At 63.1% G+C, this 11,452-nt stretch carries 10 protein-coding genes, 2 pseudogenes and 1 riboswitch; of the genes and pseudogenes, 9 read left to right on the top strand and 3 right to left on the bottom strand.

Going from position 1 to position 11,452, the window contains the following annotated elements; translation table 11 throughout:
• The first annotated feature begins 330 nt into the window (after positions 1-330).
• The gene (locus tag EN949_RS27515; protein ID WP_245459240.1) at positions 331-1,314 is read left to right on the top strand and encodes a hypothetical protein; all 984 of its coding nucleotides are present in this window, start codon (positions 331-333) and stop codon (positions 1,312-1,314) included.
• Between the two features lie 122 nt (positions 1,315-1,436).
• On the opposite strand, the pseudogene bluB reads toward EN949_RS27515, so the two are convergent.
• Positions 1,437-2,054, bottom strand: a pseudogene (bluB, locus tag EN949_RS36730) (5,6-dimethylbenzimidazole synthase); the annotation flags it as partial.
• A gap of 110 nt (positions 2,055-2,164) precedes the next feature.
• A riboswitch (cobalamin riboswitch) is annotated at positions 2,165-2,345 on the bottom strand.
• 121 nt (positions 2,346-2,466) lie between these two features.
• On the opposite strand from bluB, the gene EN949_RS27505 reads away from it, so the two are divergent.
• The 6 genes from EN949_RS27505 to EN949_RS27480 all read left to right on the top strand — a co-directional run bounded on the left by EN949_RS27505 (position 2,467) and on the right by EN949_RS27480 (position 7,483).
• The gene (locus tag EN949_RS27505) at positions 2,467-3,393 is read left to right on the top strand and encodes a histone deacetylase family protein (RefSeq protein ID WP_063167671.1); all 927 of its coding nucleotides are present in this window, start codon (positions 2,467-2,469) and stop codon (positions 3,391-3,393) included.
• A 3-nt stretch (positions 3,394-3,396) separates the two neighbouring features.
• Positions 3,397-3,648 (top strand): exodeoxyribonuclease VII small subunit, encoded by a 252-nt coding sequence (locus tag EN949_RS27500; RefSeq protein ID WP_013532792.1) that lies wholly within the window; start codon positions 3,397-3,399, stop codon positions 3,646-3,648.
• Positions 3,649-3,758: 110 nt separating this feature from the next.
• Positions 3,759-4,025 carry a DUF2277 domain-containing protein gene (locus EN949_RS27495; protein ID WP_013532791.1) on the top strand — a complete coding sequence of 89 codons (267 nt, stop codon included), beginning with the start codon at positions 3,759-3,761 and terminating at the stop codon, positions 4,023-4,025.
• A 39-nt stretch (positions 4,026-4,064) separates the two neighbouring features.
• A complete protein-coding gene (locus EN949_RS27490) occupies positions 4,065-4,985 on the top strand; it encodes a pirin family protein (protein WP_013532790.1) in 921 nt (306 codons plus the stop codon).
• A 142-nt stretch (positions 4,986-5,127) separates the two neighbouring features.
• Complete coding sequence (gene dxs, locus EN949_RS27485) at positions 5,128-7,041, top strand: 1-deoxy-D-xylulose-5-phosphate synthase (protein ID WP_024503605.1); 1,914 nt, start codon at positions 5,128-5,130, stop codon at positions 7,039-7,041.
• 148 nt (positions 7,042-7,189) lie between these two features.
• Positions 7,190-7,483 carry a hypothetical protein gene (locus tag EN949_RS27480; RefSeq protein WP_127366500.1) on the top strand — a complete coding sequence of 98 codons (294 nt, stop codon included), beginning with the start codon at positions 7,190-7,192 and terminating at the stop codon, positions 7,481-7,483.
• A gap of 88 nt (positions 7,484-7,571) precedes the next feature.
• Here the strand turns inward: EN949_RS27480 and EN949_RS27475 are convergent, their stop codons facing one another.
• Together EN949_RS27475 and EN949_RS27470 are read right to left on the bottom strand one after the other, a co-directional pair.
• A complete protein-coding gene (locus EN949_RS27475) occupies positions 7,572-8,723 on the bottom strand; it encodes a GNAT family N-acetyltransferase (protein WP_013532787.1) in 1,152 nt (383 codons plus the stop codon).
• Positions 8,720-9,715 (bottom strand): sterol desaturase family protein, encoded by a 996-nt coding sequence (locus EN949_RS27470; protein ID WP_032809851.1) that lies wholly within the window; start codon positions 9,713-9,715, stop codon positions 8,720-8,722. The genes EN949_RS27475 and EN949_RS27470 overlap by 4 nt, the downstream gene beginning before the upstream one ends.
• A gap of 326 nt (positions 9,716-10,041) precedes the next feature.
• On the opposite strand from EN949_RS27470, the gene EN949_RS27465 reads away from it, so the two are divergent.
• Positions 10,042-10,806, top strand: coding sequence for a TlyA family RNA methyltransferase (locus EN949_RS27465; protein WP_127370844.1), 765 nt, complete (start codon positions 10,042-10,044; stop codon positions 10,804-10,806).
• A pseudogene (locus EN949_RS27460) lies at positions 10,803-11,452 on the top strand (class I SAM-dependent RNA methyltransferase); the annotation flags it as partial. The gene EN949_RS27465 and the pseudogene EN949_RS27460, both read left to right, overlap by 4 nt.

Genomic DNA, 11,452 nt, shown 5'->3' with positions numbered 1-11,452 from the left:
GCTCGAAGGCCTGCTCAAGAAGCCGGATCCGCAGTCGAATTGAGTTCCCACCGGAGCTTTCGTGCCGGCAGCTGTTCCCGATAGGAATTTTTTCTTGACACCTGCCCTCAGCTAAGGTACATATTCGTCCATGGTGCTGATTTGCGCCGGTGACCCGCCGCACAGGCGGGTTTTTCGTTTGATGCTCCGTCAGACAACGCGCCGGCGAAAGGCTGCGAAAGAAAACCGTTGCCCAGAATTCGTCGCCCTGTGGTGCCAGGGCCGGCAATTGACAATCGCCGGGTTGAGTTCATCCTCTTCCACCATCTCTGAGGCGGAGATTCGGGGCACATGTGGGATTTCGAGATCGGCCGGTCGGTGTCCATCATGATGCGGACCTGGCCGTTCATCGTCTTTCGTATGATCGTCTATTTCGGCATCACGCTGGCCTACATCATGGCGACCGGCACCGGTGCCTCGGTCGGCTATGGCGTCGGCCATATCTCCACCGATCCCGACGGGCCCATGTCCTTTGCCCTGTGGGGCGGCGTGGTCGGGTTTGGCATCGTCTCGATCGCGGTCTACTGGATCCGCGAATACATCCTCTATATCGTCAAGGCCGGCCACATCGCCGTCATGGTTCATCTGATCGACGGCCGCGACATTCCCGGCGGTCAGGACCAGATCGCCTACGCCAGGGATGTCGTCACCCAGCGTTTTGCCGAGGCCAATATCCTTTTCGTCGTCGACCAACTCGTCAAGGGTGCCATCCGCGCCATCACCGGCCTGCTCGGCGGTATCGCCGCCTTCCTGCCGATACCGGGCCTGAGCGGCCTGGTCTCCTTCATCAACACGGTGATCCGCCTGTCGCTGACCTATGTCGACGAGATCATCCTCGGCTACAACATCCGCATCAATTCAGCCTCACCCTTCGAGACGGCGCGCCAAGGCGTCGTGCTCTATGCCCAGAACGGCAAGGTCATGGTCAAGAACGCCGTCTGGCTGGCGGTCATCATGTGGGGCGTGTCGTTCGTCATCTTTCTGATGATGCTGGCGCCTGCCGGCGCCATTCTGTTCCTGATGCCCAGCCAGCTCGCCGGCTGGGCCTTCGTGCTCGCCATCGTCTTCGCCTGGGCATTCAAGGCGGCCTTCATCGAGCCTTTCGCCATCGCTTGCCTGATGCAGGTCTATTTCAAGACCATCGCGGGCCAGGTGCCGGATCCGGCCTGGGACGCCCGGTTGGCCGAGGCGTCGTCGAAGTTCAGGGAGCTCAAGGACAAGGCGCTCGCCTCCTTCGGCGGTTCGCGCTGGGGTACGGCCGGCGCCACACCCTGATCGGCCGGGCAGGTGGTGTCTGGTGAGGCAGAAACGGTGTTGAGGCGCGCCACGGTGGACTTGAGCTGTGTCTCGCCTTGCCCGGAAAACGTCTCGCTCATGATCAGTTCCGGCAGCGGCAGCCGCCGTCCCCAACCATGCGTTTCAAGGTCCGGTTTGGAAGCGAACTCGGAAACACGGCCGACGCAGAGATAGGCGATTGGCGTTACGTGATCCGGAATGGCCAACAGCCGCTTCAGCGCCTCAGCCTCGATGATGCTCACCCAGCCGACGCCAACGCCCTCGGCACGCGCGGCCAGCCAGAAATTCTGCACCGCGCAGACGGTGCTGTAGAGATCCATCTCCGGATTGTGCCAGCGTCCCAGCGGCGAACCCTTCGAGCGCTGCCGGTCGCAAGTGATGCAGATGTTGAGCGCGCTTTCGCAGATGCCTTCCAGCTTGAGCTTGCGGTACAGCGCCTGTTTTTCCGCCTCGATCGCCGGCAGTTCCTGCTCGCGCGCGGCCAGGAACAGGTCGCGCACCTCCGCTCGTCGTCCGGCATCGCGAATGACAATGAAATTCCATGGCTGCATGAAGCCGACCGATGGCGCGTGATGGGCGGCAAGCAGCAGCCGCGCCAGCACGTCGTCATCGATCGCGTTGGGCAGGAAATGGCTGCGCACGTCGCGCCGCGTGAACATGGCGCGATAGACCGCATCGCGCGCATTCTGGTCAAATCCATCGTCAATGGCAGCGGTCATCTGTTCCGGCATCGCTTGTCCCCTTGCGATTGCAGATTCAAAACGGTCAGAGCGTACTTTGTGCGTCCAAATGGACGCACGTCGCTCTGATGCCACCCGCCCGACCATGCGGATGACGATGCCTGCCAGGCCGGTCTTCTGGCTTGGGATCAACCCGCGTCCGGTGCCTTCCCGTCATCGACAGTGGCATTTACCGGCGCGGTCCCCCTCACAGCGTTGGGCACGCCACGGAATTCAACCGTGTTCCCGATTCTCCCGCTTGCGGCGGGCACCAGGCAGTGCCAAGGACTTTACGCCGAAGCGCCGGCGAGGCCAATGCCTGCGGCGACACGAATGGACGCAGGCGCGATTTTCCCCAGTCATCGGCCGGCCGTGCATGGCCTTTGTCGATCCGGGTCACTAGATTAGGACGATGACCACCCGTCTCTACACGCATCCGATCTTCCTCGAGCATCTCACGCCGCCCGGACATCCCGAGCGGCCCGACCGCCTGCGTGCCATCGAGCGCGTGCTCGATGAGGAAGCCTTTGCCGGGCTCGATCGTATCCAGGCGCCGGAAGGCGACGAGGCCACCATCCTCTACGCGCATCCCGCCGATTTCGTCGCCCGCGTGCGCGCCGCCATTCCCGACGAGGGGATTGCCCGCATCGATGCCGACACCACTGCCAGTCCGAAGAGCTGGCAAGCGGCGATCACCGCGATCGGCGCCGCCAACGCCGCCGTCGATGATGTCTTTTCGGGCCGCGCCGACAACGTCTTCGTCGCCGCCCGGCCGCCCGGCCATCATGCCGAAAAGACCACGGCCATGGGCTTCTGCCTGTTCAACACGGCGGCGATCGCGGCGCGTTATGCGCAGAAGAAACACGGTGTCGAGCGCGTTGCCATCGTCGACTGGGACGTGCATCACGGCAATGGCACGCAGGATATTTTCTGGGACGATCCCTCGGTGCTCTATTGCTCGACACACCAGATGCCGCTTTATCCCGGCACCGGAGCGAAGACCGAAACGGGCGCCGGCAACATCGTCAACGCACCGCTGGCGCCGCAGACCGGCAGCGAAGTGTTTCGCGATGCCTTCCTGTCGCGCGTCCTGCCCGCGCTCGACAATTTCGCGCCCGACCTGATCATCATTTCGGCCGGGTTCGACGCGCACCACCGCGATCCGCTGGCCGAGATCAATCTGACCGAGGATGATTTCGATTGGGCAACCGGCCAGTTGATGCAGCGCGCGGCACGCCACAGCGGCAACCGGCTCGTAAGCCTGCTCGAGGGCGGCTACGATCTGCAGGGATTGGCATTTTCGGTCGCCGCCCATGTCGGGCGACTGATGAAAGGATGAATGATGGCTGGTGAGACCAACGAAGACGTCAAGGCGATGAGCTTCGAGCAGGCACTCGATGCGCTGGAGAAGATCGTCGATGATCTGGAGCGTGGCGACGTGCCGCTCGACCAGTCGATCAGGATCTATGAACGTGGCGAGGCGCTGAAGGCGCATTGCGACCGGCTGCTGAAGGCCGCCGAGGACAAGGTCGAGAAGATCAGGCTGTCGCGCGACGGCAAGCCGGTTGGAACGGAGCCCCTCGACGCGGATTGAGGCCGGTCCGAACGATGGCCTCGCCTCACCGGTTTTTGGACATGATCATGATCGAGGCTATAACTCGTTGCGATTGAAACAGCTCAAGGACAAGAGGAGATACGGAAGCGATGTGCAGAAACATCAAGACCCTGTTCAATTTTGATCCGCCGGCAACCAATGACGAGGTGCGCGACGCGGCCCTTCAGTTCGTCCGCAAGCTGAGCGGAACGACGCGACCCTCGAAGCAGAACCAGCACGCCTTCGATCATGCCGTCGACGCCATCGCGGCCTCGGCGCGCGAACTGCTCGATTCCCTGGAAACCCATCAGCATCCGCGCAATCGCGAAGAGGTGGCGGCCAAGCTGCGGGCAAAGGCGGCCATCCGCTTTGCCTGATGCGGCCAGGCGGCCTTCGACCACCGACAAGGAGAGTCCATGAGCTTCTTCCCCGGGAAAGACCCTGAGGTGGGCGATGCGTTCGCCAGCGATCAGATCGAATTGATGGTCGTTCCGAACGCCAAGGACATCGGTGGTTTTCAGGTGCGCCGTGCCCTGCCAACGGCAAAAAGGCGGTTGGTCGGTCCGTTCATCTTCTTCGACCGCATGGGTCCCGCGATCCTGCGGGCCGGCCAGGCGCTGGACGTCCGTCCGCATCCGCATATCGGACTGTCGACGGTCACCTATCTGTTCGACGGCAAGATCCGGCACCGCGACTCCCTCGGCACCGAAATGGTCATTCAGCCCGGCGACGTGAATTTGATGACCGCCGGCCGCGGCATCGTCCATTCGGAGCGTACGCCGGAGGAACTGCGTGGCGCGCCGATGTCGGTATCCGGCCTGCAGACATGGCTGGCGCTGCCGGACGACAAGGAAGAGGTGGCTCCTGTGTTCGAGAACACAGGAGCGCTCAGGCTTCCCGAGATTGATGCCGAAGGCGTCAACGGGCGCCTCATCATCGGCGATTTCCAAGGATTACGGTCCCCGGTCAGGGCCGATTCGGAGACGCTCTACGCCGACCTGCGCCTGGCGCCCGGCGCCAGCGTGAAAATCCCTGCCGATGCGGAAGAGCGCGCCATTTACACGCTGGAAGGCGAGGTCTCGATTTCGGGCGATGTGTTCCCAGCCGAACGGCTGCTGGTGTTCCGTCCCGGTGACGAGATCGTCGTGTCGTCGCAGACCGGGGCGCATTTCATGCTGTTCGGCGGCGCCTCTCTTGGTTCGAAGCGTTACATCTGGTGGAATTTCGTCTCGTCGTCGAAAGAGCGTATCGAACAAGCGAAAGAGGAATGGAAGACAGGCCGCTTCGACATCGTTCCAGGAGACGAGGAAGAGTTCATTCCGCTGCCGGAAAGCTGATGCCTGTCGCCCAAAGTGGCCCGGTTTTGGGGAAACGACCTGCATAGAAGCAAAAGACCACAGTCTGATCCGCGTCACTGACACGCATTTACTTTCGCCGGCCGGCGGCCTATTTCGCCCATCAACCGAAAGCCTGAGCACCGTGAACGCAACGCCGCATACGCCGCTTCTCGACAAGGCCCGCATCCCGGCCGACCTGCGCATGCTTGCCGAGAGTGAGCTGCCGCAACTGGCGTCCGAGCTTCGCGCCGAGCTGGTCGACGCGGTATCCCGCACGGGTGGTCATCTGGGCGCCGGCCTTGGCGTGGTCGAGCTGACGGTGGCGCTGCACTATGTCTTCAACACCCCGGACGACCGGCTGATCTGGGATGTCGGCCACCAGGCCTATCCGCACAAGATCCTGACCGGCCGCCGCGACCGTATCCGCACGCTGCGCCAGGAAGGCGGCCTGTCCGGCTTCACCCGCCGCGCCGAGAGCGAGTACGATCCATTCGGCGCTGCCCACTCCTCGACATCGATATCGGCCGGCCTCGGCATGGCCGCGGCCCGCGATCTCTCCGGCGGCCGCAACAATGTCATCGCCGTCATCGGCGACGGCGCCATGTCTGCCGGCATGGCCTACGAGGCGATGAACAATGCCGGCGCACTCGATGCACGGCTGATCGTCATTCTCAACGACAACGACATGTCGATCGCGCCGCCAACCGGCGCCATGAGCGCCTATCTGGCGCGGCTGGCCTCCGGCAAGGCCTATATCGGCCTGCGCGATTTCGGCAAAAAACTGACGTCTTATCTCGGCAAGCGTGCGGATCGTGCGATCACAAGGGCGGTCGAGCATGCACGCGGCTACGTCACCGGCGGCACGCTGTTCGAGGAACTCGGCTTCTATCACATCGGCCCGATCGACGGCCACAATCTGGAGCATCTGATCCCGGTCCTGAAAAATGTCCGAGACAATGGCGAAGGCCCGGTGCTCATCCATGTCGTCACCCAGAAGGGCAAGGGCTATGCGCCGGCGGAAGCCGCCGCCGACAAATATCACGGCGTCAACAAGTTCGACGTCATCACCGGCGCGCAGGCCAAGGCGCCGGCCAACGCACCGGCCTACACCAAGGTGTTCGCCGAAAGCCTGGTCCAGGAGGGCCGCGAGGACGACCGCATCGTCGCCGTCACCGCAGCCATGCCGAGCGGTACCGGCCTCGACCTGTTCGGCGAAGCGTTCCCGTCGAGGACCTTCGATGTCGGCATCGCCGAACAGCACGCGGTGACCTTCGCCGCCGGCCTCGCCACCGAAGGCTACAAGCCGTTCGCGGCCATCTATTCCACCTTCCTGCAGCGCGCCTACGACCAGGTCGTCCACGACGTCGCCATCCAGAAATTACCGGTGCGCTTTCCCATCGACCGCGCCGGCTTCGTCGGCGCCGATGGCGCCACCCATTGCGGCGCCTTCGACACCACCTTCCTGGCGACACTGCCGGGCTTCGTGGTGATGGCGGCGGCCGACGAGGCGGAGCTGCGCCACATGGTACGCACCGCGGCAAGCTATGATGACGGCCCGATCGCCTTTCGCTATCCGCGCGGCAATGGCGTTGGCGTCGACATGCCGGAGCGTGGCTCCGTGCTCGAAATCGGCAAGGGCCGCATCGTCAGGGAGGGCACCAAGGTAGCATTGCTGTCCTTCGGCACACGGCTGCAGGATTGCCTGATCGCCGCCGAGGAGCTAGGGGCTGCCGGGCTTTCCACCACGGTCGCCGACGCCCGTTTCGCCAAGCCGCTCGACGAGGATCTGATCCGGCGGCTGGCCCGCTCGCATGAGGTTCTGGTGACGGTGGAGGAGGGCGCCGTCGGCGGCTTCGCCAGCCATGTGCTGCAGTTCCTCGCCCATGAAGGCCTGCTGGAAAGCGGCCTGAAGGTGCGCCCGCTGGTGCTGCCCGACGTGTTTACCGACCACGCGAAGCCGGAAAAGATGTATGCCGATGCCGGGCTCGATGCTGCCGGCATCGTGCGCACCGTGTTCGTCGCGCTCGGGCATACGGTTCGCGCCCAGCGCGCCTGAATCAAAGTCTCAGTGACTTGAATCAGTTTGCCGGCCAACGTTCTTAACGCGTTGTTTACGCTGCCGTTTGGCGCTTTGCTTACCGTGTCTCTTGGCCGTTTTTCAACGGCGCCCTGCTAGATCGTGATCAGGCAGGGAGACAACAACAATGAAAACGCTTCTGTACGGCGCAGCGCTTTGCGCCGTCATCGTCGCGCCGGCCACAGCCGAAACGCGCTATGATCGCAGCCTTGAAAAGGCGGCCATGGGCATCGTCGCCGGCAAGATGGGCGGCATCCGCGGCGGCTTTTCCTTCAAGCAGGTGCCGCAACTGGTGGTTCTGCCGGCCCCCGTTCCCGCACCTGCGGTTGCCATCGAGCCTTCACGCGAGCAAGCGTCGGGAGGGCGTGCGGATGGGTTGTCTCCGGCCGTCGAGCGCCCGGTTTCGCGAAGCGTATTCTGAGCTAGAGACCAGCAAGCCCTGATCGGGATTGCCCGATCGTTTCATCGTGTTTTGCCGCTGTGCGGGTGATCTAAAGACGTCGGCACTGCTACTCCGCCGCCACCAGCTCCGCTTGTTGCGCCGGTTTCTCGGGGCGCCAGGATTGCGCCGCGTGGCGGGCGCGGTCTGCCAGGGCGGCAAGGCGTCCGCGCAGGTTTCGTCCACCCACCACTGACGACAAGATCACCGAATGCGTCGCAAAGCGGCGCTTGAAATCCTCGCCGCCGCAGAGAAAATCGATCGTGGTCAAGCCCCGGTCGAACGACCACTGGATGTAATCCATCATCAAGACCATGCCCGGCGAGGCCCGTTCGAAGGCCGGATCATAGGTGGTGACGAAAGCCATCATCGTTCCATGCTGCTCGAAATTGATCGATATGGCGATGATCTCGTCTTCGCGTTCGAGCACGAAGATGCGCAGCAACCCAAGCCCGGCCAGAACGGAGATCAGTGCCGGCAGCGCGGGGGAACCTTCGTCGAACAGGTCCGAAACGCGGCCGTGTTTTGCGAGCCATAGCCGTTTCAGCGCGGCGACGCGTTCCAGCACCGGCTCGCGGGCTTCGTGCGCATCCATCAGGCGGAAACGCAGCGCGCCGCCTTCCTCCATGAATTTGTAACCACGGCGATAGTTTTGCCGGGTTTTCTTCGACTGGCTTTCAAACCATTGTGCGCCGCGTTGTCCGGCGCTGGAAACTCGGTAGCTGACCTCGCTGCGGTGGCTCGGCTGCAAAATGCTGCCCTGGCCTGGGGCGGCGGGACCAAGCAGGGTCCGGAATCGAGCATCGGGCAACAGCCGATTGAGATACGCAAGATCGAAGCCGCCATCGTCGAGGATATGTTGCCAGAGTTGCGGCAGGATCTGTGGCTCTGCATCGGGAGCAAGCAGGACATCGCCATAGTCGCAGTGATCCTTCGCCGCCCATTCCAGCATACGGATGCCCGAGCGCCAGAAGGTCGCGAGCGCAATGACCGCCTCGAGGCGCTCGCCGCTCCAGACCAGGCCGATCCTGAGGCCGCGGCGGTCCTGATGCGGTGTGGTGTGCCACCAGGCCGAGATCCAGTCGGGATGCTGGAAAACGAGGCCGCCGGCGCGTTGCCAGAGCGCTGCCCAGGCGGGCGCGATTTCTGCCAGTCGCTCTGGCGAGGTTGCAATTTCGATCCGGTGCGCTTGCTGCATCCGGAACACGGCCGGTCCGTTCATGGCTTGCCCCCCTGCGGCGATTGCTGTGGCTCGGGCTTGTCGGCGCGGAAATGTCTGGCGATCTGCCGCCACATCCGCTGCAGCGGCATGACATAGAGGCCTGCTAGCGACTGGTAGTCGCGCACGTTGCGTTCGATCAAACCGAACTTGAAGTCCTCGTCGGGTCTCGGAACGCACAGAGTTCCGAAGAGCCGATCCCAGAACGAGAAGAGCAGCCCGAAGTTCTTGTCGTAATGGCGCGGGTCGGTGCTGTGGTGCAACTGATGCCAGTGTGGGCACAGGATCAGATTGTTCAACGGCCCAAACGAGATCTTGAAATGCGTGTGCCTGACGAAATCCATCATCAGGATGTTGCGTATGATGTAGACGTTGACGCCGAAGACCGTCAGTTCAACCAGGTTCAGCGACACCAGCGACCAGATGCCGAAGCAGATGCCGGGAATGACGCCGTCCCAGGCCCGGTTCATCAATTCGTCGAGCGGGTGGACGCGATCCTTGGTGATGCCGACCATCACCTCGGCCGAATGGTGCACCTTGTGCAGTTCCCAGAGCACCGGGTAGCGGTGCTGGGCGACATGATAGAGATAGTACGAAATGTCGTAGGCAAGCAGCATGGTGAGGGTGAAGATCGTCACCGTCACAGGCCCCGCCGGCCCCTCGATCAGAGGCGGCTGGATTGCCAGCAGCGTGGAGAGCAACCAGTTCGTCGCATAGCCGACGGCGCTGACGAAGACGACGCCGGCGGGCAGCATGAGGAATGGCATCAGCGCCTTCCGCGTCACCCAGAACAAAAGGTCGGCTTTCGCCGAAGGATGCGTGATGACCTCATGCGGGACCGCGAACTCGAAGAACTCTTTCCAGCTCTTTTTCTCGACCGTGCGCCAATAGGCGACCAGGGCACTGGCCAAAGCAGTCAGCAACAGAAGTCCGGTCGCCAGCAGGCCGGCGCCGGAAATCCGGTCAAGAACCTTGTAGACGATGTCGCTGGCCATTTCCAAAGTTGCCGCCTCTCCATCCGGGTTTTCCCGTCGTCGCGGTCATAACATTGAAGTCCTCAAGCAAATGCGATGAAAATTGGTTAAGAAATCATGAGGCTTTCTAGATTGTTGGTATTTACCCGCAGGCGGTGAGACCTCATGCTTCGGCGGTCATCCGTCTCAACGGGCGTAACGCATGGGTATTCATAAGGATGGTCGGCGGGACGGGACGCCTCACCATCGTCGCCGTGCAAGATGCTGAGCGTGATGATGGGAACGGGAGACGAAATGCTTCCATCTGGCGCTCTTGCCATCGTCGTCGGCTTTCGCCATGAAGGCCGATGAATTCGCCTCTGCCAGCCAGCGCACGCCAGCGGCTCGACGACCTGCTCGTCCAGCGCGGGCTGTTTGCCAGCCGCTCGCGTGCCCGCGACGCGGTCGAGCGCGGCACTGTGACCGTCGACGGCGTCATTGCGCGCAAGCCCGGCCAGAGCGTTTTGCCGCAATGTCACGTTGCCATCGATGATCCGGCGCAAGGCTATGTGTCGCGCGCGGCACTCAAGCTGATCGGCGGGCTCGATCATTTCGGCCTCGATCCTGCCGGCCGTGAAGCGCTCGACATCGGCGCCTCGACCGGCGGCTTCACCCAGGTGTTGCTCGAGCGCGGCGTGGCCCATGTCACCGCCGTCGATGTCGGTCATGGCCAGATGCATCCTGATATCGGCGGCGACCCGCGTGTGACGGTGATCGAAGGGCTGAACGCCCGCGACCTCGCCGTCACCGATCTCGACGGGCGTATTCCGGATTTCATCGTCTCCGACGTCAGCTTCATCTCGCTGAAACTGGCGCTGCCGCCGGCCCTTGGTCTGGCCAAGGCTGGCGCAAAGGCCATGTTTCTGGTCAAGCCGCAATTCGAGGCCGGCAGGGAAGCGATCGGCAAGGGTGGTCTGTTGAAGGATCCCTTCGACGCCGCCCGTGTCGCCGGCCTGCTGCAGGATTGGCTGGACTCCGTTCCCGGCTGGCGCTCGCTGGGGCTGCATCTGTCGCCGATCGATGGCGGCGACGGCAATCGCGAATTCCTGCTCGGTGGGATCAAGGACCGATGAGCGCGCGCTTCAGCATCAGGAAACTTGGCGCCCAGGGCGACGGTGTCGCCGAGACCGAGACAGGCGATCTGTTCATTCCCTTCACACTGCCCGGTGAAACGGTCACCGCCGCGCGCGAAAGGGATCGCGCCATGCTGATGGCGGTGCTGGAAGCATCGCCGCTGCGCATCGATCCCGCCTGCCGCCACTTCACCGAATGCGGCGGTTGCGCGCTCCAGCATTTCGAAGCCGAAGCCTATCGCCAGTGGAAGCGCGAAAAAGTGGCGCACATCCTGAAGGGCAAGGGCATCGATTGCGAGATCGGTGACCTGGTCGCCTGCGCACCGCAGACGCGCCGCCGTGTCGTGCTTGCCGCCCGGCGCACCGAGACAGGCATGCTGCTCGGCTTCCATCGCCATCTGTCGCCGGAGATCGTCGCCATATCGGAATGCCCGATCTCGCTGCCGGAGATCGTTGCCGCCCTCGATCGCTTGAGGGCGCTCGCCGAATTGGTCTGCGCAACCACCAAATCGTTCCGGCTGGCGGTCACCGTGACCGGTTCGGGGCTCGATGTCGCGGTTCACGAATCCGGCAAGCTCGGGGAGCACCAGCGCCGGATCGCGGCTAACTTCGTCATGGCGCAGGGCTTTGCCAGGCTGTCCATCGA

The sequence above is a fragment of the Mesorhizobium sp. M7A.F.Ca.US.007.01.2.1 genome (assembly GCF_003998165.1).
In the GTDB taxonomy this organism is placed as follows: domain Bacteria; phylum Pseudomonadota; class Alphaproteobacteria; order Rhizobiales; family Rhizobiaceae; genus Mesorhizobium; species Mesorhizobium ciceri.
Note: the sequence above shows the minus strand (reverse complement) of the source record. Positions and strands in the feature narration are given on the sequence as shown.

Coding starts and splice junctions, on each gene's coding strand:
- EN949_RS27515 (WP_245459240.1), top strand. CDS start 331: ATGTGGGATTTCGAGATCGGCCGGTCGGTGTCCATCATGATGCGGACC.
- EN949_RS27505 (WP_063167671.1), top strand. CDS start 2,467: ATGACCACCCGTCTCTACACGCATCCGATCTTCCTCGAGCATCTCACG.
- EN949_RS27500 (WP_013532792.1), top strand. CDS start 3,397: ATGGCTGGTGAGACCAACGAAGACGTCAAGGCGATGAGCTTCGAGCAG.
- EN949_RS27495 (WP_013532791.1), top strand. CDS start 3,759: ATGTGCAGAAACATCAAGACCCTGTTCAATTTTGATCCGCCGGCAACC.
- EN949_RS27490 (WP_013532790.1), top strand. CDS start 4,065: ATGAGCTTCTTCCCCGGGAAAGACCCTGAGGTGGGCGATGCGTTCGCC.
- EN949_RS27480 (WP_127366500.1), top strand. CDS start 7,190: ATGAAAACGCTTCTGTACGGCGCAGCGCTTTGCGCCGTCATCGTCGCG.
- EN949_RS27475 (WP_013532787.1), bottom strand. CDS start 8,723: ATGAACGGACCGGCCGTGTTCCGGATGCAGCAAGCGCACCGGATCGAA.
- EN949_RS27470 (WP_032809851.1), bottom strand. CDS start 9,715: ATGGCCAGCGACATCGTCTACAAGGTTCTTGACCGGATTTCCGGCGCC.
- EN949_RS27465 (WP_127370844.1), top strand. CDS start 10,042: ATGAATTCGCCTCTGCCAGCCAGCGCACGCCAGCGGCTCGACGACCTG.